This is a genomic window from Amycolatopsis sp. cmx-11-32 (genome assembly GCF_047608695.1).
GTDB lineage: Bacteria > Actinomycetota > Actinomycetes > Mycobacteriales > Pseudonocardiaceae > Amycolatopsis.
This window is the reverse complement of record NZ_JADNQN010000011.1, coordinates 25,661-50,361: the sequence shown is the minus strand read 5'-3', so window position 1 is coordinate 50,361 and position 24,701 is coordinate 25,661. Positions and strand designations below refer to the sequence as shown.

The 24,701-nt window shown below is 68.9% G+C and carries 29 protein-coding genes; 24 read left to right on the top strand and 5 right to left on the bottom strand.

Annotated features, from left to right (window positions below; genetic code table 11):
• Positions 1–60 precede the first annotated feature (60 nt).
• The 3 genes from ACM6LR_RS28525 (at position 61) to ACM6LR_RS28515 (ending at position 3,458) form a co-directional block, all read left to right on the top strand.
• Entirely contained in the window at positions 61–744 is a 684-nt protein-coding gene (locus ACM6LR_RS28525; protein ID WP_414940698.1) for a response regulator transcription factor, read from the top strand.
• Positions 741–1,808, top strand: a complete 1,068-nt coding sequence (locus ACM6LR_RS28520; protein WP_414940506.1) for an ATP-binding protein — start codon at positions 741–743, stop codon at positions 1,806–1,808. The genes ACM6LR_RS28525 and ACM6LR_RS28520 overlap by 4 nt, the downstream gene beginning before the upstream one ends.
• 93 nt (positions 1,809–1,901) lie before the next feature.
• A complete protein-coding gene (locus tag ACM6LR_RS28515) occupies positions 1,902–3,458 on the top strand; it encodes a DUF4153 domain-containing protein (protein WP_414940505.1) in 1,557 nt (518 codons plus the stop codon).
• A gap of 110 nt (positions 3,459–3,568) precedes the next feature.
• Here the strand turns inward: ACM6LR_RS28515 and ACM6LR_RS28510 are convergent, their stop codons facing one another.
• Together ACM6LR_RS28510 and ACM6LR_RS28505 are read right to left on the bottom strand one after the other, a co-directional pair.
• A complete protein-coding gene (locus ACM6LR_RS28510; protein WP_414940504.1) occupies positions 3,569–3,934 on the bottom strand; it encodes an SSI family serine proteinase inhibitor in 366 nt (121 codons plus the stop codon).
• Between the two features lie 59 nt (positions 3,935–3,993).
• Positions 3,994–5,616 carry a PucR family transcriptional regulator gene (locus ACM6LR_RS28505; RefSeq protein WP_414940503.1) on the bottom strand — a complete coding sequence of 541 codons (1,623 nt, stop codon included), beginning with the start codon at positions 5,614–5,616 and terminating at the stop codon, positions 3,994–3,996.
• Positions 5,617–5,755: 139 nt separating this feature from the next.
• Between ACM6LR_RS28505 and ACM6LR_RS28500 the strand changes: the two genes are divergently transcribed.
• From ACM6LR_RS28500 to ACM6LR_RS28440, 13 genes are all read left to right on the top strand, one after another.
• Positions 5,756–7,252: a CoA-acylating methylmalonate-semialdehyde dehydrogenase gene (locus tag ACM6LR_RS28500; protein WP_414944915.1), complete on the top strand. Its 1,497-nt coding sequence runs from the start codon at positions 5,756–5,758 to the stop codon at positions 7,250–7,252.
• Positions 7,253–7,674: 422 nt separating this feature from the next.
• Positions 7,675–8,700 (top strand): heat-inducible transcriptional repressor HrcA, encoded by a 1,026-nt coding sequence (gene hrcA, locus ACM6LR_RS28495; protein WP_101606072.1) that lies wholly within the window; start codon positions 7,675–7,677, stop codon positions 8,698–8,700.
• Between the two features lie 42 nt (positions 8,701–8,742).
• A complete protein-coding gene (dnaJ, locus tag ACM6LR_RS28490; protein WP_414940501.1) occupies positions 8,743–9,906 on the top strand; it encodes a molecular chaperone DnaJ in 1,164 nt (387 codons plus the stop codon).
• Between the two features lie 3 nt (positions 9,907–9,909).
• Entirely contained in the window at positions 9,910–10,662 is a 753-nt protein-coding gene (locus ACM6LR_RS28485) for a 16S rRNA (uracil(1498)-N(3))-methyltransferase (protein WP_414940500.1), read from the top strand.
• 627 nt (positions 10,663–11,289) lie between these two features.
• On the top strand, positions 11,290–11,640 hold the full coding sequence (locus tag ACM6LR_RS28480) for a histidine triad nucleotide-binding protein (RefSeq protein WP_414944914.1): 351 nt from the start codon (positions 11,290–11,292) through the stop codon (positions 11,638–11,640).
• 114 nt (positions 11,641–11,754) lie between these two features.
• The gene (locus tag ACM6LR_RS28475; protein WP_414940498.1) at positions 11,755–12,855 is read left to right on the top strand and encodes a PhoH family protein; all 1,101 of its coding nucleotides are present in this window, start codon (positions 11,755–11,757) and stop codon (positions 12,853–12,855) included.
• On the top strand, positions 12,852–13,406 hold the full coding sequence (gene ybeY / locus ACM6LR_RS28470; RefSeq protein WP_414940497.1) for an rRNA maturation RNase YbeY: 555 nt from the start codon (positions 12,852–12,854) through the stop codon (positions 13,404–13,406). The genes ACM6LR_RS28475 and ybeY overlap by 4 nt, the downstream gene beginning before the upstream one ends.
• A 2-nt stretch (positions 13,407–13,408) precedes the next feature.
• Positions 13,409–14,761 (top strand): hemolysin family protein, encoded by a 1,353-nt coding sequence (locus ACM6LR_RS28465; protein WP_414940496.1) that lies wholly within the window; start codon positions 13,409–13,411, stop codon positions 14,759–14,761.
• Positions 14,754–15,080: a cytidine deaminase gene (locus tag ACM6LR_RS28460; RefSeq protein ID WP_414940495.1), complete on the top strand. Its 327-nt coding sequence runs from the start codon at positions 14,754–14,756 to the stop codon at positions 15,078–15,080. The genes ACM6LR_RS28465 and ACM6LR_RS28460 overlap by 8 nt, the downstream gene beginning before the upstream one ends.
• Positions 15,080–15,979, top strand: a complete 900-nt coding sequence (gene era / locus ACM6LR_RS28455; protein WP_414940494.1) for a GTPase Era — start codon at positions 15,080–15,082, stop codon at positions 15,977–15,979. Before ACM6LR_RS28460 ends, era begins: the two co-directional genes overlap by 1 nt.
• Positions 15,980–16,147: 168 nt before the next feature.
• Positions 16,148–16,483, top strand: a complete 336-nt coding sequence (locus ACM6LR_RS28450) for a CD225/dispanin family protein (protein ID WP_414940493.1) — start codon at positions 16,148–16,150, stop codon at positions 16,481–16,483.
• Positions 16,484–16,508: 25 nt separating this feature from the next.
• On the top strand, positions 16,509–16,859 hold the full coding sequence (locus tag ACM6LR_RS28445; RefSeq protein ID WP_276368437.1) for a CD225/dispanin family protein: 351 nt from the start codon (positions 16,509–16,511) through the stop codon (positions 16,857–16,859).
• Entirely contained in the window at positions 16,856–17,308 is a 453-nt protein-coding gene (locus tag ACM6LR_RS28440; protein ID WP_414940492.1) for a DUF2752 domain-containing protein, read from the top strand. The genes ACM6LR_RS28445 and ACM6LR_RS28440 overlap by 4 nt, the downstream gene beginning before the upstream one ends.
• A 229-nt stretch (positions 17,309–17,537) precedes the next feature.
• Here ACM6LR_RS28440 and ACM6LR_RS28435 read toward each other — a convergent pair whose 3' ends face one another.
• Positions 17,538–17,843, bottom strand: a complete 306-nt coding sequence (locus tag ACM6LR_RS28435) for a hypothetical protein (protein WP_414940491.1) — start codon at positions 17,841–17,843, stop codon at positions 17,538–17,540.
• Between ACM6LR_RS28435 and ACM6LR_RS28430 the strand changes: the two genes are divergently transcribed.
• Genes ACM6LR_RS28430 through ACM6LR_RS28395 form a run of 8 tightly spaced genes read left to right on the top strand, consistent with a single transcriptional unit; the run spans position 17,835 to position 23,445 of the window.
• Entirely contained in the window at positions 17,835–18,599 is a 765-nt protein-coding gene (locus ACM6LR_RS28430) for an RDD family protein (RefSeq protein ID WP_414944913.1), read from the top strand. The genes ACM6LR_RS28435 and ACM6LR_RS28430 overlap by 9 nt on opposite strands.
• A 54-nt stretch (positions 18,600–18,653) precedes the next feature.
• The gene (locus tag ACM6LR_RS28425) at positions 18,654–19,127 is read left to right on the top strand and encodes a CD225/dispanin family protein (RefSeq protein WP_414940489.1); all 474 of its coding nucleotides are present in this window, start codon (positions 18,654–18,656) and stop codon (positions 19,125–19,127) included.
• Between the two features lie 28 nt (positions 19,128–19,155).
• Complete coding sequence (locus ACM6LR_RS28420) at positions 19,156–19,584, top strand: CD225/dispanin family protein (RefSeq protein WP_414940488.1); 429 nt, start codon at positions 19,156–19,158, stop codon at positions 19,582–19,584.
• Between the two features lie 49 nt (positions 19,585–19,633).
• A complete protein-coding gene (gene recO, locus ACM6LR_RS28415; RefSeq protein WP_414940487.1) occupies positions 19,634–20,395 on the top strand; it encodes a DNA repair protein RecO in 762 nt (253 codons plus the stop codon).
• 39 nt (positions 20,396–20,434) lie between these two features.
• Positions 20,435–21,256, top strand: coding sequence for an isoprenyl transferase (locus ACM6LR_RS28410; protein ID WP_414940486.1), 822 nt, complete (start codon positions 20,435–20,437; stop codon positions 21,254–21,256).
• Positions 21,253–21,675 carry a hypothetical protein gene (locus tag ACM6LR_RS28405; RefSeq protein ID WP_414940485.1) on the top strand — a complete coding sequence of 141 codons (423 nt, stop codon included), beginning with the start codon at positions 21,253–21,255 and terminating at the stop codon, positions 21,673–21,675. The genes ACM6LR_RS28410 and ACM6LR_RS28405 overlap by 4 nt, the downstream gene beginning before the upstream one ends.
• 37 nt (positions 21,676–21,712) lie before the next feature.
• Entirely contained in the window at positions 21,713–22,729 is a 1,017-nt protein-coding gene (locus tag ACM6LR_RS28400; protein WP_414940484.1) for a permease, read from the top strand.
• Positions 22,726–23,445, top strand: coding sequence for a TIGR03943 family putative permease subunit (locus ACM6LR_RS28395; RefSeq protein WP_414940483.1), 720 nt, complete (start codon positions 22,726–22,728; stop codon positions 23,443–23,445). Before ACM6LR_RS28400 ends, ACM6LR_RS28395 begins: the two co-directional genes overlap by 4 nt.
• A gap of 249 nt (positions 23,446–23,694) precedes the next feature.
• Here ACM6LR_RS28395 and ACM6LR_RS28390 read toward each other — a convergent pair whose 3' ends face one another.
• Positions 23,695–24,108, bottom strand: a complete 414-nt coding sequence (locus ACM6LR_RS28390) for a Fur family transcriptional regulator (protein ID WP_414940697.1) — start codon at positions 24,106–24,108, stop codon at positions 23,695–23,697.
• A gap of 2 nt (positions 24,109–24,110) precedes the next feature.
• Positions 24,111–24,494 (bottom strand): ArsR/SmtB family transcription factor, encoded by a 384-nt coding sequence (locus ACM6LR_RS28385; protein ID WP_414940696.1) that lies wholly within the window; start codon positions 24,492–24,494, stop codon positions 24,111–24,113.
• Positions 24,495–24,701: the final 207 nt, after the last annotated feature.

Below are 24,701 nucleotides of genomic sequence, written 5' to 3'. Positions count from 1 at the left end.
CCCGAACGGTCTCCACGGTCGCTGCTTACAGTCATCCCCATGGAACTGGGAGGACGTCGGGTGCTGGTCGTCGAGGACGACGTGACCATCGCCGAAAGCATCGCCGCGCGCCTGCGGGCCGAGGGATTCTCGGTCGATCTGGCGCACGACGGCCCGTCCGGTGTCGAGGTGGACACCGTGCGGGAGCCGGACCTGGTGGTGCTCGACGTGATGCTGCCGGGGTTCGACGGGCTCGAGGTCTGCCGCCGGATCCAGGCCCGCCGTCCGGTCCCGGTGCTGATGCTGACCGCCCGGTCGGACGAGACGGACATGCTGATCGGCCTCGGTGTCGGCGCGGACGACTACCTCACCAAGCCGTTCTCCATGCGGGTGCTCTCGGCCAGGGTGCACGCGCTGCTACGCCGCGTCGACCGGTCCGCCCGCGCCGACGTGGGCGAAGCGGACACGAAGATCGTGCTCGGCGACCTCGAAATCGACGTCGAACAGCGGCGGGTGACGCGGGCGGGCACGCCTGCCCAGCTGACACCGATCGAGTTCGATCTCCTCGTCCATTTCGCGAAGCGGCCGAGGGCGGTGCAGCCGAGGGAACGGCTGCTCAGCGAGGTCTGGGACTGGGACGTCGCGGGCACGGGGTCGGGCACACGCGCGGTCGACAGTCACATCAAGGCGCTGCGCCGCAAACTGGGCGCGGATCTCATCCGCACCGTGCACGGCGTCGGATACGCCCTGGAGGTGGGATCGTGAAGCTCCGCCCGCTGCTCGGCCGGATCGTCGACGCGCTCCCGCGACCGCTCGACCCGGTCCGTTCCATCAAGCTCAAGCTCGCGATCCTGCTGGTGTCCTCCGGCGGGATCGCGTTCGCCTTCTTCAACTGGCAGATCGGCTGGCTGCCGCCCAAGACCACGATGGCCGCGATGGTGCTCGCCGTGGTCACCTCGCAGATACTGGCGCACGGCATGACCCGGCCGCTGCGCGAGATGACCGCCGCCGCCAGGTCGATGGCCAAGGGCGACTACACGCGGCGGGTCCGGGCGACCGCCCGCGACGAGGTCGGCGAACTGGCGCACGCCTTCAATCAGATGGCCGCCGATCTCGACGCCTCGGACCAGCGCCGCCGCGAACTGATCGCGAACGTCTCGCACGAACTCCGCACGCCGATCACCGCGTTGAACGGCGTGCTGGAGAACCTGGTCGACGGGGTCGCCGAACCCGATCCGGCGACGCTGAAGACCGCGCTGCAGCAGACCGAACGGCTCGGCAGGCTCGTCTCGGAACTCCTCGATCTTTCACGGATCGACGCGGGGGCGTTCCCGTTGCAGCTGGAGGAGTTCGATCTCGAACTGCTCCTGGAGGAGGTCGCCGCCGAAGCGGGGGTCACCGCGACCGGCCGCGGCGTGCGGTTCGCGGTCGACGTCCAGCCACCCGGCGCGATGGCCGTCGCCGACCGCGGCCGGCTTTACCAGGTCGTGGTGAACCTGCTCGACAACGCCGTCCGGCACGGACCGGCCGGCGGAGAGGTCCGCGTGCGGGCGGAGGCCCGCGAGGCCGACGTCGTCATCGAGGTCGAGGACGAAGGCCCCGGAATCCCGCCGGGGGAGCGTGACAGCGTCTTCGAACGGTTCACCCGCGGCGAGCGCGCGGGCGGCGGGGGAACCGGGCTCGGCCTCGCGATCGCGCGGTGGGTCGTCGATCTCCACGACGGCAGCATCGCCGTCGTCAGCCCCGAACAGCGGCCGGGCTGCGTCATCCGCGTCGTAATCCCGGTTCCTAGCCGTGGCGGAGCTGAAGGGGACTTTCCCCGCATGTGATGCAGGGAAAGCGCCCTTCGCCGCGTGAGACGAGGGGAAAGGCCCCTTCAGCTTTTTTGGTCAGCTAAATTTGCTTTTGCAAATGGAGGTTCGATGAGCGAAGAACAAGACGACCGGCAAGCGCACGCGTCGCCGCCGCCGGCGGCGACGGCCACCCTGCCGTCCGCGCCGACGGCGCCGGTGCTGATGCGGCCCTCGGTACCGCCGAAGTCGGCGATCGTCCCGCTGCCCGGCTCGGTCGTGCCCGCGGCGGTGGCGGCCGGGTTGATCGCCGCCGTCGCGCTGCCGGACGATCCCGGAGCCGGGTGGTTCGTGGCCGGTCTGGCCTTCGCGGTGGCCGTTTACTTCGCCGACAAGCGGTCTCGTGGCGACGCCGAACCACACTTCCGCCTGGCCAACGCGGTGTGGGCGGCGGCCGCGCTGGGGCTGCTCGCGGTCGGCGCGTTCCGGGCGTCGGTGTGGCTGAACGTGCTGTGCGTGATGGCCGCCTGCGTCGCGGGATCTCTCGCGGTGGTGGGGAAGCGCACCGTGAACACGATCATCTACGACGTCTTCGCGGTCCCGATCGAAGCGCTGCTGTCGATCCCGTGGATCGGGCGCGGACTCGCGAAGCTCGGTAAGAAGCCGGAAAGCCGCACGAGGCCGAGGTTCCTGGTACCGGTGCTGGCGAGCGCCGGACTGCTGCTGGTGTTCGTCCCGCTGCTGCGCGGCGCGGACGCCGTGTTCGCGAGCGTCGTCGACACGGTGATCCCCGAGCTGAGCCCGGGAACCTTCGTGCGCTGGGGTTTCCTGTTCGTCGTTGCCGCGTTCGCCGTCGCCGGGGCCTGCTACCTGCTGGCGGCGCCGCCGTTGCCCGCCGAGGACGACGCGCCGCGCAAACGACTGGGGCACCGGCTCGAATGGACCCTGCCGCTGAGCGTGCTGGTGCTGCTGTTCGCGAGCTTCGTCGTGGTCCGGCTGGTCGTGTTGTTCGGAGGCACCGAATACGTTCTGCGTACGAGTGGCCTGACGGCGGCCGAATACGCCAGGAGCGGGTTCTGGCAGCTGTCCGCCATCACCGTGCTGACCCTGCTGCTGGTCGCCGCGGCGCTGCGGTGGGCGCCGAAATCCTCGGTGGCCGATCGGGGGTGGCAGCGTGGGCTGCTCGGTGTGCTGAGCGTGCTCAGCCTGGTGCTGGTCGCGTCGGCGTTGAGTCGCATGTGGACATATCAGCAGGCGTACGGGTTCACCGTGCTGAGGCTGCTGGTCGAGGTCTGCGAACTCTGGATCGGCGTGATCTTCATGCTGGTACTGGTATCCCTGGTCCCGTTGCGTTCGGCGTGGCTGCCGCGGGCGGCCATCGGCGCCGCCGTCGCCGCCCTGCTGGGGCTGGCGGTGCTGGACCCGGAACGCTTCATCGCCGATCGCAACATCGACCGGATCGTACCCGGCAAGACGCTTGACACCCGCTACCTGTCAGGGTTTTCCACCGACGTCGTCCCCGCGGCGGAACGGCTGCCGGAACCCTTGCGGTCCTGTGTGCTCGGACCGGTCGTGACGGGTAACTCGGAAGATGATTGGCGCGAATGGAACCTGAGCCGGTCCCTCGCGCGTCAGACCCCCGTTGCCACGGTGGGCAGGGCTGAATGCGCTTATCCGGCCCGTCGCTGAGCCGTGGCACCACGGCCTTGATCGCCCTCTTGGGGGTGAGGGCGATCAAGGCGGTGGTCGATCGCCGGGCCACCGAGGGGGTGGCCTGGCGATCAGCTGTTCCTCACCGGTCAGAAGCTGAAGACGCCGTCGGAATCGGCGTCGGCGACGCAGCGGTTCGCGTAGGAGGTGCGGAAGGTGACCGGCTCGCCGCGCCACTTGCCGACCGCGGAGACGTCCACCGGGGCGTACTCCAAAGTGCAGGCGCGCGGTTCCCCGCGTAGCTTGTCGAACTTCCCGTCCACTTTGGACAGGCTGGCGCAGGCGTCACCGCGGTCGGGGTGTGAACCGCCGGTGGGCTGGCAGGTGAGGGAAACGACGCCGATCCGGCCATTCGAGTGGTGGCTGGTCAGCTGGAACATGGATTCGGCGGGCTGCGCGGGTGCCAGGCAGGTGAGCGCGAGGAAGCAGGCGCCGATCGGTTCGAAGAAAGCCATACCATCTCTATCGGCAGACGGGGCCCAGTCACTGTGTTCCACGCTTGGGTGAGATTTGCTCACCCGGTCGTGTGGTCGTCGCTTTCTCGAATGTCGTGGGCGAGCAAGGCGACGTAGAGGGAGAGCATCGATTCCGGCTCTTCCAGGCGCACCCCGAGCACCTGCTCGATCCGGGCGAGCTGCTGGTAGTAGGCGGTGCGGGAGGTGTGCGCGGCCGCCGCGGCCGCCGATTTGTTGCCCCCGTGCTCGCAGTAATGCCTCAACGCCTGAATGAGTCTGCTGCCCTGTGCGGCGTCGCGGCTCAGCAGCGGGCCGAGTTCCCGAGCGGCGAACGCGGTGATCCGTTCGTCGCCCGCCAGCAGGTGCAGCAGCCCGCGCAAGCGGACGTCGTCGAGCCGGTGGAGCACCCGCTCGGCGTTTGCGGTGAGTGCCGCGGCGGCGACCTGGGCGGCTTCGACGAGTGTCCGGCGTGCCTCGGCGGGTCCGGTGCCCGTGGTCCCCACCGCGACCACGGCGGGTGCGCTGGAGCGAGCCTCGTGGACGTCGGTGGCCAGCCGCCGCAGGACCGCGTCGACCCCCGCCTCCGGCGAGAGCGCGATCAGCGCGCGTACCAGTGTGTCGTCGGTGGCCACCAGCGCGGACACCTTGGCACGCCGGGCGGCGAGCGCGGTCGCTTCGGCGAGTTCCCTCAGCAGCACCGGAGTCGACTGCGTGGTACTGGTGGTCGCGGTGATCCTGGGCCGTACGGCGACCCCGACCAGCAGCCGCCCGGTCAGCGGGACGCCCAGCGCGGAGGCCCGCGCGGTCAGTTCGGCGGGTGGCACCGGGTTCGCCAGGAGTTCGGTCAGGATCGCGCGGTGCGCCTGGCGTTCGAGGCTGTCGGTGTCCTTCGCGACGAGCCGGTGGACCGCGAGCGCGGACGCGGCGCGTTCGGCGACCACGACGTGCCGCCGCGACGGTGGATCCCCGCACACGACGATCAGCCGTCCCCAGTCGTGCCCCCGCGCGCCGACCACGGTGACCAGCCAGCCCGCGCCGGCGTGGAAGCCGGTCCGCTCGCCCACCTGCACCGGCCGCGACCGCGACGGCCAGCCGGGCAGCAACTCGCCGGGGTCGGCCCCCGCCGTGTCGTAGGCGAGGACCTCGTGCGACAGCGTCTCCAGCACGACAGGATGTTCGGTGAGCCTCGCGACCTCGCGCAGGATGTCGCCCGGCTCGGCGCCCGCGATCGTCAGCGCGGTGAACGTCTCGTGGACCCGCTCCGCCGCCCGTAGTTCGTCGACCTGGGCGTCGACGATCAGCCCGTTCACCGCTTCGGTGACCGACACGAAGCGCGTCTCCCGCGAAAGGGTGACCAGTGGGACACCGTGCTGGTCCGCGGCCTCGACCAGTGCGGACGGCAGCTGGTCGCTCCAATGCCGGACCAGTTCGACGACGACCCCGGCCACTCCGACACCGGCCAGATCGGCGATGTACCGGGCGAGCGCGGCACCGTCGTCGGGCAGCGCGACCCCGGTGGTGAGCACGAGTTCCCCGCCCCGCAGCAAGGGTGCGATGTCCGCGACTTCGGCGACGTGCGCCCAGCGGACCGGCGCGTCCAGCCCCGCCGCCCCCGCCACCACATGAGGCCTGCCCTGACGCAGCACCGGCAGCGCGAGCACTTCGGCGACGGTCGGGTACATCGGCCTCCCACCTGGTCGGAACGACAGGAGACAGACTGTACGGCCGGGACCGGGAGTCCGTACACGTTGCCGATGGTGTCAGTGTGGCGCGCGCACCCAGACTCGACCGGGAGCAGACACCCACGCCAGGAGGGCACCCGTGACCGACCACATCAACCACTGGATAGACGGCAAACCGTTCGAAGGCGTGAGCGAACGATCCGGTGACGTGTTCGATCCGGCCACCGGTCAGGTACGGGCGAAGGTGCCGTTCGCGGCGCAGGGCGACGTCGACGCCGCCGTCGCGGCCGCGTCACGGGCGCTGCCGGGCTGGCGCGGGACCTCGCTGGCAGGCCGGACGTGCGTGCTGTTCGCCTTCCGTGAGCTGCTTTCGGCGCGGCGTCACGAGCTGGCGAAGATCGTGACGAGCGAGCACGGCAAGGTCGAATCCGACGCGGCGGGCGAAGTCGCGCGCGCCATCGAGAACGTCGAATACGCTTGCGGCGCGGCGCAAATGCTCAAGGGTGGCTTCAGCGAGAACGCCTCCACCGGCGTCGACGTCTACTCGATTTCGCAGCCGCTGGGCGTGGTCGGGGTGATTTCGCCGTTCAACTTCCCGGCCATGGTCCCGCTGTGGTTCGTGCCCAACGCGCTCGCCTGCGGCAACACCGTCGTGCTCAAACCGAGCGAGAAGGACCCGTCCGCGGCCGTGTTCATCGCGGAACTGTTCGCGGAGGCGGGCCTGCCCGACGGCGTCCTCAACGTGCTGCACGGTGACAAGGCCGCCGTCGACGGACTGCTGGAACACCGCGACGTCAAGGCGATCTCGTTCGTGGGGTCGACGCCGATCGCGAAGTACGTCTACGAAACCGGGACCAGGCACGGGAAACGCGTGCAGGCCCTCGGTGGCGCGAAGAACCACATGGTCGTCCTCCCGGACGCCGACCTCGACCTCGCCGCCGACGCGGCCGTCTCCGCGGGCTTCGGCTCGGCGGGGGAGCGGTGTATGGCGGTGTCGGTCGTGGTCGCGATCGACCCGGTCGGCGACGAACTGGTCGCGAAGGTCGCCGAGCGCATCACGCGCCTGCGCGTCGGTGACGGCATGCGTCCCACGTCGGAAATGGGGCCGCTCGTCACGGCCGCGCACCACGAACGCGTCGAGTCCTATGTGGCGGCGGGCGTCGAGGCGGGTGCCCGGCTCGTCGTCGACGGCCGTGGCATCGAGGTCGACGGCGAGGACGGCGGGTTCTGGCTCGGCCCGACACTGTTCGACCACGTCACCCCGGAGATGTCGGTCTACACCGACGAGATCTTCGGGCCGGTGCTCACGGTCGCGCGGGCAGAGGGATACGACGCGGCGCTGGACTTGATCAACGCCAACCCCTACGGCAACGGCACCGCGATCTTCACCAACGACGGACGGGCCGCGCGGCGGTTCCAGAACGAGGTCGAGGTCGGGATGGTCGGCGTGAACGTGCCGATCCCGGTGCCGGTCGGCTACTACTCGTTCGGTGGGTGGAAGGACTCGCTGTTCGGGGACAGCCACGCCTACGGGCCGGAGGGGTTCCACTTCTTCACGCGGACGAAGGTCGTCACTTCGCGGTGGCCGGATCCTTCGCAAGGCGGGGTGAACCTCGGGTTCCCGCGCAACAGCTGACGCCTTCGGCACCCTTGCCGGCCAACAGCGTTTCGGTGCCTACAGCGGGTGAGTCGAGCCGTGGTGTCGTGAAGGCCTCCGTTCTGGTGATCCGGACTTGATATCGCTAGTGCCTGCCAGGTCCGAGTGGGGAAGATCTGGGACGTTGAACGTCCGAAATCCTCCCCGCTCGGCGTGTGCCGGGGGCACTTCCCCCAACCTCTGTTGATCAAGCTCCGCAACCGGTGTGACCTCCGCGACGATGTAGGAATCGGGACTCAACGTCCCATTTTTCATCGTCAGCCTCACAGCGACGACTCGCCGCCGTGAGCCGAGAAGGACCAGGCGCTTTTCCCGCGATCCATGCGGGAAGGCGTCCTGTGGCTCCCCGGGCACTATGCCTTCCGTAAACTCGTTGTGAGGACGAGCCGAGGGAGGTGCGGGTGGCCAACGCGGAAGAGCGCCGCTTCGAAGTGCTGCGCGCGATCGTCGCCGACTACGTGTCGAACCAGGAGCCCGTCGGGTCCAAGGCGATCGTCGACCGGCACAACCTCGGTGTGTCCAGCGCCACCGTGCGCAACGACATGGCGGCGCTGGAAGAAGAGGGCTACATCACACAACCCCACACGAGCGCGGGCCGCATCCCCACCGACAAGGGGTACCGGCTGTTCGTCGACCGCATCGCCGAGGTCAAACCGCTCAGCACGGCCGAACGCCGGGCCATCACGGCCTTCCTCGACAGCGGCACCGACGTCGACGACGTCCTGCGCCGCTCCGTCCGGCTGCTCGCCCAGCTGACCAGGCAGGTCGCGGTCATCCAGTACCCGATGATGACCAACTCCGCCGTCCGTCACCTGGAAGTGGTGCCGCTCACCCCGGCCCGGCTGATGCTGGTGCTGATCACCGACTCCGGCCGCGTCGACCAGCGCACGGTCGACCTCGGGGACGTCATCACCGAGGAGAACGTCGGCAGGCTGCGCACGGTGCTGAACGGGGCACTGGCGGGCCGTCGCCTTTCCGAGGCCGCGGCGGCGGTCGCCGAACTGCCCGAAAAGTCGCCGGGCGAGCTGCGCGACAACCTCACCCGCGTCTGCACCGTACTGGTGGAATCGCTGGTCGAGCACCCCGAAGAACGGCTGGTGCTCGGCGGCACGGCGAACCTCACCCGCAACGTTTCGGACTTCCCCGGATCACTGCGGCAGGTGCTGGAGGCACTCGAGGAGCAGGTCATCGTGCTCAAGCTGCTCGCGGCCGCCCGCAACCCCGGTGCGATCACCGTGCGCATCGGTGAGGAAAATGAGGACGAGCAGATGCGCAGCACCTCGGTGGTGTCCATCGGCTACGGCATGGACGACCTGCTGCTGGGCGGAATGGGCGTCGTCGGGCCGACCAGGATGGACTACCCGAACACCATCGCCGCGGTGCGCGCGGTGGCGAACTACGTGGGGCAGATCCTCTCCGGCCGCTGAACGCGGCGTTGAGGTCGAAGTCAGAAGGAGAAGGCGAAGACGGTGGCGAGGGACTATTACGGCATTCTCGGGGTTGCGAAGAACGCGACGGATCAGGAAATTAAACGCGCTTACCGCAAACTGGCCCGTGAACTGCACCCCGACGTCAACCCGTCGGAGGACGCCCAGCACCGCTTCGGCGAGGTGACCACCGCGTACGAGGTGCTGTCGGACCCGCAGAAGCGCAAGGTCGTCGACCTCGGCGGTGACCCGATGGACGGCGGGGCACGGGGCGGAGGAGGCGGCGACCCGTTCTCCGGCTTCGGCGGTCTAGGCGACATCATGGACGCCTTCTTCGGCGCCTCCGGGGGCGGCGGCCGTGGCCGTGGCCCGCGCAGCCGCGTGCAGCCGGGTTCCGACGCGCTCATCCGCCTCGGCCTGACCCTCGAGGACTGCGCCACCGGTGTCGACCGCGAGATCACCGTCGACACCGCCATCGTCTGCGACCTGTGCCGCGGCGCCGGTTCGACCGAAGGCACCGGCACCCAGACCTGCGACACCTGTGGCGGCGCCGGTGAGGTCCAGTCCGTGCAGCGGTCGTTCCTCGGCCAGGTCGTCACCGCCCGCCCCTGCCCGGTCTGCCGCGGCTTCGGCGAAGTCATCACCGACCCCTGCCGCCAGTGCGGCGGCGACGGCCGCGTCCGCGCCCGCCGCAACGTCACCGCCAAGATCCCGCCGGGCGTCGGCGACGGCATGCGCATCCGGCTCTCCGGCCAGGGCGAGGTCGGCCCCGGCGGCGGCCCGGCAGGCGACCTGTACGTCGAGATCGACGAGACACCGCACGAGGTGTTCGTCCGGCAGGGCAACGACCTGCACTGCAACTTCCGCATCCCGATGACCACCGCCGCCCTCGGCGCCACGGTGCCCATCGAGACACTCATCGACGGCGACTACGAACTCGACATCGAGCCGGGCACCCAGCCCGCCACCGAACTCGTGCTCACCGCCAAGGGCATGCCGCGACTGCGGTCCTCCGGCCGCGTCGACGGCCGAGGTGACCTGCACGTCCACATCGACGTCGTCGTGCCCACCAAACTCGACGACGCCCAGCGCGACCTCCTCGTCGAACTGGCCCAGCAGCGCGGCGAAGACGTGCCTTCGCTCTCCTCGAACGGCTCCAAACCCGGCGGGCTGTTCTCCAAGCTGCGCACCAAGAACCACCGGTAACCCGTGCCCGAGACGACACTGCCGGTCTTCCTCACCGCCGCGCTGCCCGGCTCCGGGCGCACCACGCTCGACGGCGAGGAAGCCCGGCACGCCGCCACCGTCCGGCGGCTGCGCGTCGGCGAACGTCTCGTGCTTTCCGACGGCGAAGGCGCCATGGCGCGCTGTGTCGTCGAAGCCGTCCAAGCCGGCCGAGACGCGGCACTCACCCTCGTCATCGAAGAACACTGGACCGAGGAACCACCCGCACTGCGCGTCATCGTCGCCCAAGCACTCGCCAAAGGCGACCGCGGCGAACTCGCCGTCGAACTCGCAACCGAAGCAGGCGCCGACGCGATCGTCCCCTGGCGCGCCGCCCGCAGCGTCGCCCGCTGGGAAGAAGGAACCCGCGGCGACAAAGCCCTCACCCGCTGGCGCACCACCGCCCGCGCCGCCGCCAAACAAGCCCGCCGCGCCCACGTCCCCGAAGTCGCCGAGCCCGCCACCACCCGCGAACTCGCCGAACTCGCCCAGACCGTTTCCCGCGCACTGGTCCTCGAATCCGGCATGACCGCGAAGCTCACCGAGATCGAACTCCCGCCACAAGGCGACATCCTCCTCATCGTCGGCCCCGAAGGCGGCATCACCGACAAAGAACTCACCACCCTCACCGACGCCGGCGCGACCGCCATCCGGTTGGGCCCCACCGTGTTACGCACCTCCACCGCCGCCGCCGTCGCCCTCGGCGCACTAGGAGTTCTCACCGCCCGCTGGAAGTGAAAAAACACCCCACTAATTTGCGGCGAGTTATGGCGCGATCACGCAAACAGCCGTTACTCTCGTTAACTGACGCGCAACACACGGTTTCGGCGCGCCACTGGGGATGAAACCCAGTCGCGCGCGTGAATCCCCGCCGGGCACCTCCCCCCTCGGTCCGGCGGAGCCGCGGCGACGGTGGAGCGACCCCCAGGCTCCACCGCGCCGCGGCGTCTTCATTTGGGGGCTTCGCAAGCTGCGCCCCAAATTTCGTGCCGCAGCGCGGTTCCGCGTGCCTGCCCGGGGGGCCGAGCCCCCCGGACCCCCCACGGTGCGTGAAGCGGCGGTTGGCAGCCCCGAAGCGGAGCGTAGGGCGGCGGTGGTCTTCGGTATCGGCGTAGGGCCTGGCGGCCCTCGCCTGGTGGGTGTGTGGCGAGCGGCGTAGGGCCTGGCGGCCCTCGCCTGGTGGGTGTGGGGGCGCCCTACGTCGGCGCTGGCGCGCCGGCGTGGGCTGGTGAGGAGCGAGGCTTTCGCAAGTAGTCCTCTGGTTGCGGTCGTGGGGGCTGGGTGTCGTTACTCAGGGCCCGACGGACCCGAAACGCTGCTTACGGCCAGCGGGGCGGAGGGTGGGGTGGGGGATAGGGTGAGGCAATGAGTGACGCGGAGACGTTGTTCGAGCGGATCATCGCGGGGGAGATCCCGTCCGACAAGGTGTACGAGGACGCGACGACGTACGCGTTCCGGGACATAGCGCCGCAGGCGCGGGTCCACGTGCTCGTGGTGCCGAAGAAGCGGTACCGGAACGTGGCCGAACTGGCCGCCGCCGACCCGCAGGTGCTCGCCGACATCGCCTTGGCCGCCAAGGAGGTGGCGGAACTCGAGGGGATCGCCGAATCCGGCTATCGGGTGGTGTTCAACACCGACGGTGACGCCGGGCAGACCGTCTTCCACGTGCACGCGCACGTGCTCGGTGGCGAGCAGCTGGGGCATTTCGGACGCTGAGGCGCGCAGCCGGCGGAAACCGGACTGCGAGCCGACGCCCGCAACCAGTAGCATCGACCTTGTCACTGTCGTTGAAAATCGCAGCGTAAGCGCAGGAAGTAGGCCCGAGGCCACGTGGCCGGAACCGTACCGGGTGAAGCCGCCCGACCCGACGTTCCCACGGACGTCACCGCGACGAAGGCCGACGAGGCCGCCGTCACCGAAGCGGCCCAGTCCCGTTTCCCCATCCCCGACGCCGCCGCGCTCAGCCTGCTCGGCTCGAGGGACGAAAACCTCCGCGTCGCCGAAGAGCTCCTCGCCGCCGACGTCCACGTCCGCGGTAACGAGGTCACCCTGACCGGCGCCCCCGCCGACGTCGCCTTCGCCGAGCGTGTCTTCGCCGAACTCGTGACGCTCGCCGGCCGCGGCCAGCAGGTCGACCCGGCCACCGTCCGCCGTACCGTCGGCATGCTCTCCACCGGTGACCACGAGTCACCGGCCGAAGTGCTGAGCATGAACATCATCTCCCGGCGTGGCAAGACGATCCGGCCCAAGACGCTCAACCAGAAGCGCTACGTCGACGCCATCGACAAGCACACCATCGTGTTCGGCATCGGCCCCGCCGGTACCGGGAAGACGTACCTCGCCATGGCCAAGGCCGTCCAGGCACTGCAGGCGAAGCAGGTCAGCCGCATCGTGCTGACCCGGCCCGCGGTCGAAGCGGGCGAGCGGCTCGGCTACCTGCCGGGCACGCTCAACGAGAAGATCGACCCGTACCTGCGCCCGCTCTACGACGCGCTGCACGACATGGTCGAACCCGAGTCGATCCCCCGGCTGATGCAGGCGGGCACCATCGAGATCGCGCCGCTCGCGTACATGCGCGGCCGCACCCTCAACGACGCCTTCATCATCCTCGACGAGGCGCAGAACACCACGCCGGAACAGATGAAGATGTTCCTCACCCGGCTCGGGTTCGGCGCCAAGATCGTCGTCACCGGCGACGTCACCCAGGTCGACCTCCCCAACGGCCAGAAGAGCGGCCTGCGGGTGGTCCGGGACATCCTCGAAGGCGTCGAAGACCTGCACTTCGCCCAGCTCACCAGCCAGGACGTGGTGCGGCACAAGCTCGTCGGCGACATCGTCGACGCGTACGAGAAGTGGCAGGCGGTGCAGGACAGCCAGGACCAGGGCAGTCGGGGCCAGGGCAGTGGCTGGAAAGGGCAACGCCGTTCATGAGCATCGAGATCGCCAATGAATCGGGTGTGAACGTCGACGAGACCTCGATCGTGTCGGCCGCCCGTTTCGCGCTCGACAAGATGGAGGTCAGCCCGCTCGCCGAGCTGTCCATCCTGCTCGTCACCCTCGAGGTGATGGAGGACCTGCACGAACGGTGGATGGACCTGCCCGGTCCCACCGACGTCATGGCCTTCCCGATGGACGAGCTCGACTCGTCGCGCCGTCCCGACGCGCCCGACGCCTCACCCGCGCTGCTCGGCGATATCGTGCTCTGCCCGGCGTTCGCGAAGGACCAGGCCAAGACGGCCGGGCACGCGCTGATCGACGAACTGCACCTGCTCACCACGCACGGGGTGCTGCACCTGCTCGGCTACGACCACGCCGAACCCGCCGAGGAACGCGAGATGTTCGGTCTGCAGAAGCGGATCCTCGGCGAGTTCCAGGCGGCCGTGACCGCGATGAGCCGCCGCGACGCGCAGCGCACCGCGGACGACAGGCTCCTCGGCACCGCCGGCCTCGACGCCGTGCCCGCCGACGAACCCCCCGCCTAGACATGGCAAGTCCCACGGCACTGCTGGTCATCGCCATCGCGCTGATCCTGCTCGCCGGGGTGTTCGCGGCCGCCGACGCGGCGGTCAGCACGGTCTCCAAGGCCCGTGCCGACGGCCTCGTCCGGCTCGGCCGCCCCGGCGCGCGTCAGCTCGCGCTGGTCATCGCCGAACGCCGCCGACACATCAACCTGATCCTGCTGCTGCGGATGACCTGTGAGCTGACCGCCACCGTACTGGTCACCGTCGACATCCTCGGCTGGATCCGGCCGCTGTGGCTCGCCATCGTCGCCGCCGCCGGCGTGATGGTCGTGGTGAGTTACGTGCTCATCGGGGTCGGCCCGCGCACCCTCGGCCGTCAGCACCCGTACCGGATCGGCCTGGTCGTCGCGGGCCCGGTCCGCATCCTCGGTTCGGTCCTCGGCCCGCTCAGCAGGCTGCTGATCGTCCTCGGTAACGCCATCACCCCCGGCCGCGGCTTCCGCGAAGGCCCATTCACCTCCGAAGTCGAACTGCGCGAACTGGTCGACCTCGCCCAGGAACGCGGCGTCGTCGAGGAATCCGAACGCGAGATGATCCACTCGGTGTTCGAACTCGGCGACACCGTCGCGCGCGAGGTCATGGTGCCGCGCACGGAGATCGTCTGGATCGAGCACGAGAAGACCGTGCGCCAGGCGCTCGCGCTGGCCCTGCGCACCGGGTTCACCCGGCTGCCGGTGATCGGCGAATCCGTCGACGACGTCGCGGGCGTGGTCAACATCAAGGACCTCATGCCCGCGTACATGGCCGAGGGCGGCCCGCAGCGGCGCGTCGAGGAGCTGATGAACCCGGCGAGCTTCGTGCCGGACTCGAAGCGGCTCGACGAACTGCTCAAGGAGATGCAGGTCTCGCACAACCACATGGCGATCGCCGTCGACGAGTACGGCGGCACCGCGGGCCTGCTCACCATCGAGGACGTCCTCGAGGAGATCGTCGGTGAGATCACCGACGAATCCGACACCGACGAACGCCCCGAGGTCGAGGAACTCGAAAACGGCGCGGTCCGTGTCTCGTCCCGGCTTTCGATCGACGACCTGGGCGAGCTGTTCGGGATCGACCTCGAAGACCACGATGTGGAGACCGTGGGCGGGCTGCTCGCGGAGCGACTGGGTAGGGTCCCGCTGCCGGGGGCCGAAGCCGAGGTCGCCGGACTTCGGCTGTTCGCCGAAGGCGGTAAGGACCGGCGCGGGCGGATGCGGATCACCTCGGTGGTCGTCCACCCCGCCGACGCGGACGCGGTGAACGACGCGGCACAGGGCAGGCGTCGTACCCGGGTCCCGCAGCCCGATGAAAGTGACAGGAGTGTCGAACATGCCTGAGCTGGACGCCGAGGACGAGAAGCTGGTGACACTGGCCAGGTCCGCGCGAGCCCGCACCCAGGCCGAGGAAGGCGCCGCGCTCCGCGACACCGACGGCCGCACCTACGTCGCGAGCACGGTCGACCAGCCGTCGTTCAAGCTCACCGCGTTGCAGGCCGCCGTCGCCGCCGCCGTTTCGAGCGGAGCCGAAGGAATCGAGGCCGCCGTCGTGGTCACCGCCGAAGGCCTGCTCAAGGAGGCGTCCGTGCACGCGGTACGCGACATCGCCGTAAAGGCGCCCATTTACCTCGCCGATCCCAGCGGCAAGGTGCTGAACTGATGGCCGAACCGCATCGCTCTGGTTTCGCCTGTTTCGTCGGACGGCCGAACGCGGGTAAATCCACGCTGACCAACGCGCTCGTCGGCAGCAAGGTGGCGATCACCTCCAGCAAACCGCAGACCACCCGGCACGCCATCCGCGGCATCGTCCACCGCGACGACGCCCAGCTGGTGATCATCGACACGCCGGGACTGCACCGGCCGAGGACACTGCTCGGCGAGCGGCTCAACGACATCGTCCACTCGACATGGTCCGAAGTGGACGTCGTCGGGCTTTGTGTGCCCGCCAACGAGAAGATCGGTCCCGGTGACCGGTACATCGCCGCCGAGCTCAAGAAGATCGCGCAGCGGACCCCGGTGATCGGTGTTGTCACCAAGACGGATCTCGTGAAACCCGAACAGGTCGCCGAGCAACTGCTCGCCCTGCAGGAGGTCATGGAATTCGCCGAGCTCATCCCGGTGTCCGCTGTGGACGGTTTCCAGGTCGGCGCGATCGCGGATTTGCTGGTGCGCCACCTTCCCGAAGGCCCGCAGCTGTACCCGGGCGGGGAACTCACCGACGAGCCCGAGCAGACCCTGGTCGCCGAGCTGATCCGCGAGGCCGCGCTGGAGGGTGTCCGGGACGAACTCCCGCACTCGATCGCCGTCACCGTCGAGGAAATGCTGCCGCACGAAGGCAGGGACGACATGATCGACGTGCACGCGTTCCTCTATGTGGAACGGCCGAGCCAGAAGGGCATCATCCTCGGGCACAAGGGTGAGCGCCTCAAGGACGTCGGCGCCCGCGCCCGGCAGCAGATCGAGGGGCTCCTCGGTACGAAGGTCTACCTCGACCTGCACATCAAGGTCGCCAAAGAGTGGCAGCGCGACCCCCGCCAGTTGCGACGGCTGGGCTTCTGACTGCTTCTACCTGAACGGAATGTCTCAATTCGGTCGCGGACACCGGTTGATGATGTGGAACCGGACGGGTGACCTTAGAGTCTCATTCCTCGACTCCGTTGATCGCTGATCGGGCAGCGGCGCGCGCGGGTCGATCTGCACATTTCATTCGTGAAGGGAAAGCGGTAAATGACCGACAACCAGGGCCTGCCCAACTACTCCGGCGACCCTCAGGGCGGTAGCGGTGCGCACAACCCCGGCCCGCCGCCCAACAACAACCTGGTGTGGGGGATCCTCACCACGATCCTGTGCTGCCTGCCCTTCGGTATCGTCTCGATCATCAAAGCGACCCAGGTGAACACGCTCTGGGCGCAGGGGCAGCCCGCGGCCGCGAAGGAAGCGGCCGACGCAGCCAAGAAGTGGGCCATCATCGCCGCGATCGTCGGCGTCGTGGTCGGCATCCTCTACTTCGTCCTGGTGGTCGCCCTCGGCGTCTTCTCGACCGATATGAACAGCTACCGCTGATCAGGGCGATAGAGGGGGAGATTTCATGACCGACCAGTACCCGAACTACCCGCCTCCTGGCGGGCCTCCGCCGCAGCAGCCGTATTACGGTGGCATGCCGAACTACGGCCCGCCGCCGGACAACAACCTGGTGTGGGCCATTCTCTGCACCGTGTTGTGCTGCTTGCCGCTGGGTATCGTGGCGATCGTGAAGTCGAGCCAGGTGCAGACGTTGTGGTCACAGGGTTTCCACGCGGAAGCCCAGAAGGCCGCCGACGACGCGAAGAAGTGGTCCATGTGGGGCGCGATCGCCACCGGCGTTCTTTTCCTGCTGTACATCATCTTCATCGTGGTGATGGTCATCATCGGCGCTTCGGCGGGAAGCTTCACGCCGTGACAACGTCCGTCTACACGGGATCCCCGGCGCGCGGGTTCAAAGCACGGGCCCGCGCGCTGGGGCCACCCCTGGCCATCGCCGCCGGCGCCGGGCTCGGCTGCGTCGTCCTTTGGCTGGGCGATCCCACCACCCCTGGTGGGCCGCTTCCGGTCTGCCCAACCAAGTCACTGCTGGGCATCGCCTGCCCGGGTTGCGGTGGCATGCGCATGGTCTACAGCGCGCTGCACGGCGACATCCCCGCCGCGCTGCACTACAACGCGGTGTCCTTCGTGGTCGTTCTGCTGCTCGTCTGGAGCACCGCCGCCTGGGCGGTCGGCAGGTTCCGTGGCCGGGCGGTGAACAGCTGGCTGCACTGGCGCTGGACGCCGCTCGCGTTCGGGGTCGTGTTCGTCGTCTGGTTCGTCATCCGTAACCTGCCTTTCGCCCCGTTCACCTCGCTGTACGTCTGAGTGCCGGGCCGAGCCCCGGATCGTCGGTGGCACCGAGTACGCTCCCGCGCACCGGCTGCTCGGCGTGTACCCATGCCGTACATTCAGCCCGGGTCGCCGCACGAGGCCCGTGCGGCAGGGGCGAGGAACCAGCGAGGGGATTTCGATGACCACTCCCTACGGCCAGCAGCCGCCGGGACAGCAGCCGCCGCCCGGGTTCGGGCCCCCGCCGGGGGATGGGCAGCAGCAGTCACCGCAGCCGCAGCAGCCGTTCGGACAGCCGTCGTCGGGAGATCAGCCTTCGCCCTTCGGTCAGCAGCCTCCCCAGGGTGACCAACCCTCGCCCTTCGGCCAGCAAGCGCCCGGTGAGCAGCGGTCCTCGCCGTTCGGCCAGCCACAGGCCCAGCCTTCCCCGATCGGCCGGCAACAGCAGCAGCCGGGCCAGCCGTTCGGCGCGCAGCCACACCAACAGTCGCCGTTCGGTCAGCAACCGCAGTCGTCGCCGTTCGGACAGCAGCAGCCGGGCCAGCAGGCGCCGTTCGGCCAGGTGTCCCAATTCGGACCGAGGCAGGATTACGCCCACTGGGGCCTGCGCGCGGGCGCGACCCTCATCGACTTCGGGCCGATCGCCGTGCTCCCGATCCTCGGCTCCATCATCTCCGCGACGGGGTCCTACACCGTCGGCATGATCATCGCCGGTCTCGGCTACCTCGCGGGACTCGGCTGGACCATCTACAACCGGTGGATCCGGATGGGGACCACCGGTCAGTCCCTCGGTAAGAAGGTCCTGAAGATCAAGCTCGTCCGCGAGGCCGACGGACAGCCCATCGGCCCGTTGATGTCCTTCGTCCGGGACCTGTGCCACAACCTCGACGGCTGGGTCTGCGGGCTCGGCTACCTCTGGCCGCTGTGGGACGACAAGAAGCAGACGTTCGCCGACAAGATCCTCAGCACCGTCGTCGTCCCGGTGGACGCCGCCGCGCCCGCGCCTGCTCCGTTCGGCCAGCCCCCGGGGTTCCCCGTGCAGCCCTCGCCGTTCGGTCAGCAGACTCAGCAGGCTCAGCAACCTCAGCCGTCGCAGCCGTTCGGGCAGCAGCCGCCGGGAACCGCGGCGCCGTCCCCGGAGTCCCAGACTGAACCGGCCTTCGGCGAAGCCGAGCCGACGCAGGTTCTCCGCCCTGGTCCGCAGCCTCAGCAGGCGCCGTCCGGGTTCGACGAGGCCGAGCCGACGCAGAAGATCACGCCGGAACAGCTGAGGCAGCAGCTGCCCGGCGCGGACGGGCCGAACGGGCCCGGAACACCGCAGCAGTAAGGAACGACCGGCGGGATCCACCCGCCGGGAAGCACGACAAAAGTGGGGAACCCGATGACGAACCCGTACGGCCAGCAGCCCGGCTACGGCCAGCAGCAGCCCTATGGCCAGCAGCCTCAGCCCGGATACGGACCCCCGTCCGGCGCCACGCCCGCGCCGTACGGCCAGCCCTCGGGGGCGAACCCGATGCCGTACGGCCAGCCGGCGCCCTACGGTCAGCCTTCGCCGTACGGCCAGCCCGCGCCTTATGGCGCTCCGGGTGGCATGCCCGGCGGCGGCGGCGACATCAACTCGATCCCCGACTACAAAGGCTGGGCGATCGGCTGCATCTTCCTCTGCTGGATCATCGCGATCTTCGCGATCATGAAGTCCAATGAGGTCAACACCTACAAGATGCAGGGCAACTACGCCGCCGCCATGGACGCGTCGAAGTCGACGAAGACCATGTGCATGATCGCGTCGATCATCGGCGGTGTCGGCTGCCTGTTCTCCCTGCTGTGGATCATCGTGGTCGCTGCGTCGTTCTGAACCTGAACACAACCGAGGAACACTTCACATGACCAACCCTTACGGCCAGCAGCAACCCTACGGACAGCAGCAGCCTGGCTACGGGCCCCCGTCCGGTGGCATGCCCACTCCCTACGGTCAGCCGGCCCCGTACGGCCAGCCCGCTCCTTATGGTGCTCCGGGCGGTATGCCCGGTGGTGACATCAACGCCATCAAGGATTACAAGGGCTGGGCGATCGGCTGCATCTTCCTCTGCTGGATCATCGCGATCTTCGCGATCATGAAGTCCAATGAGGTCAACACCTACAAGATGCAGGGCAACTACGCCGCCGCCGCGGACGCGTCGAGGTCGACGAAGACCATGTGCATGATCGCGTCGATCATCGGCGGGCTCGGCTGCGTCGTCGGCATCGTCATCTTCATCGTTTCGATCATCGCGGCCGCGTCCGTGCCGAGCTGCTACGGCCGCTACTGCTGATTCCGGGGCACACCACCCCGATGTCGGCCCCGGGTGGGACGATGTCGGGGTGGTGAACCTCTATCGCGACACCGGAGTGGTGTTGCGGACGCACAAACTGGGTGAGGCCGACCGGATCATCACCCTGCTCACGCGACGGCACGGCAAGGTCCGCGCGGTCGCGAAAGGCGTGCGTCGGACGTCGTCGCGCTTCGGGGCGCGCTTGGAGCCGTTCGGGCACGTCGACGTCCAGTTCTACACCGGCCGGTCCCTCGACGTGATCACCCAGGTCGAGACGGTCGACGCCTTCGCGCTGCCGCTGGTGGCCGACTACCAGCGCTACACCGCCGCGAGCGCCATCGCCGAGACGGCGGACCGGTTGTCGGCCGAAGAGGGCGAGCCGGTGCTCAAGCTCTACATGCTCGTCGTCGGGGCCCTGCGCGCGCTGGCGGGCGGCGAACGTGACAGCTCCCTCGTCCTCGACGCCTTCTTCCTGCGGGCCATGGCCTACGCGGGGTGGGCGCCCGCGATCACCGAATGCGCCCGGTGTGGCCTGCCGGGACCGCACAAGGCGTTCAGCGTGTCGGCAGGCGGCTCGATGTGCCCGGATTGCCGGGTTCCTGGCTGTGTCCACCCCTCCCAGGAGGTGCTGACCTTGCTCGCGGCGCTCCTGCACGGGGAGTGGCCGGTGGCCGAAGCGTCGCAACCGGTGCCGCGGCGGGACGCGTCCGGCCTGGTCGCGGCGCATCTCCAGTGGCATCTGGAGCGCCAGTTACGGTCGCTGCCGCTGGTGGAGAGGCGTGCGCGGGAGGGCGTCACTCCGGCGCAGTAGGGTCGCAGGCACAGGTTCACTCGATCAGGAGGCTCGAAGGTGCTGCGCAGGGGACGCGAGAACAAGGCGTCACAAATCGAACTTCGCGCGCCGGAGCCGCACCCGTCCGGTGCCCGGCCTCCGGAGATCCCCCGGGAGTTGCTCCCGAAGCATGTGGCGCTGGTGATGGACGGCAACGGCCGCTGGGCCAACCAGCGGGGACTGCCCCGGATCGAGGGCCACAGACGCGGTGAAGCGGTGATGATCGACGTCGCCAGCGGTGCCGTGGAACTGGGCGTGAAATGGTTGTCGGTGTACGCGTTCTCCACCGAGAACTGGAAGCGGAGCCCGGAAGAGGTCCGCTTCCTGATGGGCTTCAACCGCGACACCATTCGCCGCCAGGTCGACTACCTCGGCTCGATCGGCGTCCGCATCCGCTGGGCGGGCCGCCGTCCCAAGCTGTGGGCGAGCGTCATCAAGGAACTGCAGGTCGCCGAGGAGAAGACCAAGAACAACACGGCGCTGAACATGACCATGTGCGTCAACTACGGCGGCCGTGCCGAACTGGGCGACGCGATGCGCCGGATCGCGCAGGACGTGGCCGACGGGAAGCTGAATCCGGACAAGGTCACCGAGAAGACGATCGGGAAGTACCTGTACCAGCCCGACATGCCGGACGTGGACCTGTTCCTGCGGCCGTCGGGGGAGCAGCGGACGTCGAACTTCCTGCTCTGGCAGTCGGCCTACGCCGAGATGGTCTACCAGGACACGCTCTTCCCGGACTTCGACCGCACCCACCTGTGGCGGGCGTGCCTCGAGTTCGCGAAACGGGACCGCCGCTTCGGCGGGGCCATCGACAAGGCTTCCGAAGGGACCGCATGACCACCGAAGCAGCGGACACGGCGGCGTTGCTGACGTCGGCACGGGAAGCCCTCGAGCGCTATCTCGAAGTCCACGTCGACGATGACGGCGCGCTGACCTTCTCCCACGCCGACGTCCCCTGTGTCATCCAGGCGACCCGGCTGGCCGAAGGGTTGACTGTGCTGAGCCTGACCTGTGTCGTCGCCTGGGATCTGCCGGACGACCCGGCGATCGCGGTTTCGGCGGCGGAACGCGCCGGGCAGGGCCTGTTCGGGACGCTCGGCGTGGTGCGCTCGGAGAAGGGCATCGACATCACGCTGAGGTACGCGTTCCCGGCCGAGGGCATGGACGCTTCGCCGCTCGGGACGCTGCTCATGCTGGTCGTGTCGACCGCTTCGCAGCTGCGCACCGATCTGCTGGGCACGGCCCCGGGGGACTGACCTTCTCCACACAGGGTCACCTGGCATCATCTCGCGCATGGAAACCATTTCCAGGAGCGCCCCGGAGAAGAAGCCGGCCCGGCGGTTCAAGATCACCTCGATCGAGGTGCTCTGCGCGATCCTGCTGATCGCGATCCTCGGGCAGAGCTGGCTCCAGCAGGTATTCGACGTGCCAGCGCTGCGGACCGGCTCGACGGTGTTCGTCGCCGTCTGCGTGCAGGCCCTGCCGTTCCTGGTGCTCGGGGTGCTGATCAGCGGCGCGATCGCGGCGTTCGTCCCGGCGCGGGTGCTGAAGAAGGTGCTCCCTCGCCGAGCCGGTGCGGCCGTCGGTGTCGCCGGGCTGGCCGGGGTCGCCCTGCCGGGCTGCGAATGCGCGTCGGTGCCGGTGGCGCGCCGGCTGATCGGCCAGGGTGTCGCGCCCGCGGCCGCGCTGACGTTCCTGCTGGCCGCGCCCGCGGTGAACCCGGTGGTGCTGGTCGCCACGGCGGTGGCGTTCCCCGGTAACCCGGAGATGGTGTTCGCCCGGTTCGCCGGTTCGCTCGCCACGGCGATGGTGATGGGCTGGCTGTGGGCGAAGTGGGGCAAGCTCGACTGGATCGCGGAGCGGGCGCTACGGCGTCTTCCGGAGGTTCAGCACGGTTCGCGCTGGAAGACGTTCGCCGAGACCGCGCGGGCGGATCTGGTCGAGGCGGGCGGGTTCCTCGTGCTCGGCGCGATGATCGCCGCCGCGATGAACGTGCTGGTGCCCGCCAAGTGGTTCGGTGTGCTGGGGGAGCAGATCGTGCTCGGGGTGCTGGTGATGGCCGTGCTCGCCGTCGTGCTGGCCCTGTGCAGCGAGGCCGACGCCTTCGTCGCCGCGTCGCTGACCGCGGTGCCGCTGCTGCCGAAACTGGTGTTCCTCGTGGTCGGCCCGGCCATCGACGTCAAGCTGTTCGCCCTGCAGACCGGCACCTTCGGCAAGTCCTTCGCGTTGCGGTTCGCGCCGGTGACGTTCGTCGTCGCGCTGTCGTGCGCCGTCGTCTCGGGCGTGCTCATCCTTGGAGGTGGCGCGTGAAACGCGAGACCCAGAACATCCTGCTGATCCTGCTCGGCGGGGCGCTGCTCAAGATCACCGTCAACGGCGACTACCTGCGCTACGTCAAACCCGCGCAGCAGCCGTGGATCATCGCGGGCGGCGCGGTGATGGTCGCACTGGGCGCGGTCGCGATCGTCCGCGACCTGCTGGCCGCGCGGGCCGCCACCTCTGTGGAGGTCCACGGGCACGACCACAACACGCGTTCGGCCTGGCTGCTGATGGTGCCGGTGCTGGCCGTCTTCCTGGTCGCGCCGCCCGCGCTGGGCGCCGACTCGGTGACCCGGACCGAGGCCAGAGCGCCGCAAAGCGCCTCGGCGAGCAACGCGGCCGCCTTCCCGCCCCTGCCGGCCGGGGACGTGGTGCCGCTGGAGGTCAACGACTTCGTCAGCCGCGCGGGCTGGGACAAGAGCGGGACGCTGAACGGGCGCACGGTGCGGCTGTCCGGGTTCGTCGTGCACAACGAGGGCAACACGATGCTGGCCAGGATGGTCATCGGCTGCTGCGCCGCCGACGCCTTCCCGATCACCGTGCGGTTGGTGGGCGAGGGCGTGTCGGGCTTCGGTGACGACACCTGGTTGGAGGTGACCGGGACGGTCGTGCCGGGCACCGCGGTGCGGGAGAACAGCTATATGCCGGACTTGACGCTTGCTTCGGTGCGGCAGGTGCCGGCGCCGAAGGACCCTTACGAATACTGAGCCCGGATGTCCGGCGCCTCTGGCCCGCGAAGCAGGGAAGGCCTACTTCCTTTACCTTGAGGGTCAGTGTCCAGGCAGGGTCGAGGGGGATTTGGGACGTCGAACGTCTTGAATCTTCCCCGCTCGGGCGACGATGAAGGACGAATAACCGCCTGACCTGCAAGAACTCGATTTTGCCTGGACGCTGACCTTGAGGGTAGGCAAGGAGGCTTTCACGGATGGTCACGCTTGGGTGCGAGGCCGCGAACGTCAGTGGTTCGAGCAGGTCCCGACGATCTCCACGGTGTGGCTGATGTCGGAGAAGCCGTGCTCCGAAGCGATCTTCTCGGCCCAGCGCTCGACGGCCGGCCCCTCGACCTCGACGGTGCTGCCGCAGAGACGGCACACGAGGTGATGGTGGTGGTGCGAGGAGCAGCGCCGGTAGATGGCCTCGCCGGTGTCGGTGCGCAGGACGTCGATCTCGCCCGCCTCCGAGAGCGACTGCAGCGTCCGGTACACCGTGGTGAGACCGATGCCGTCACCGCGTTTGCGCAGCTCGTCGTGCAGTTCCTGGGCGGAACGGAAGTCGTCGATCTCCTTGAGGAGCTCGACCACGGCGGCCCGCTGTTTCGTCGACCGGCGTCCCGGCACCGGCGCGGAACTGTTGGCCATCGTGGGACTCATGCTCACTTCCCCTCCTGAACGTGGGCTACGGCGTCCACCACGATATGCGCAAGGTGATCGTCGACCAGCCGGTACACCACCTCACGGCCGCGTCGCTCACCCTGTACGACGCCCGCCGTCTTCAGCACCCGCAGGTGCTGGCTGATCAACGGCTGCGCGACGTCGAGTGTGTCCACCAGTTCGTGCACGCACCGGTCCGCGTTACGCAACTGCAGGACGATGGCGATGCGCACCGGCGCGGCGAGCGCCCTGAGCAGGTCACCGGCGTCGGCGAGCACGGCGGCCGAGGCCGATGCGGCGGGTTCGGCGGGGGGACGGGCCGTCGAATGCGGTCCGGGCTCCTCCGTGAAGCCCGGGGCGGCCGAATCCGGGGTCACCGTAGCCATCGCCGCCTCCAGGTCCATCATGATTTCCGAAGTCATTGCCAGTAACAGTCCAGCCCATCCTAGTGTTCCCGTCCCCGGTGGTCTGTTCGCCGACCGGGCGACCGGCCGGCGGCATCGTTACTGATCCATTCGGGTGACTTCGCAAAGAAATGACCATTCCACTTCGCATGTGGTCGCTGACGGTGCAAGGTTGTCGCGGAGCGTTTC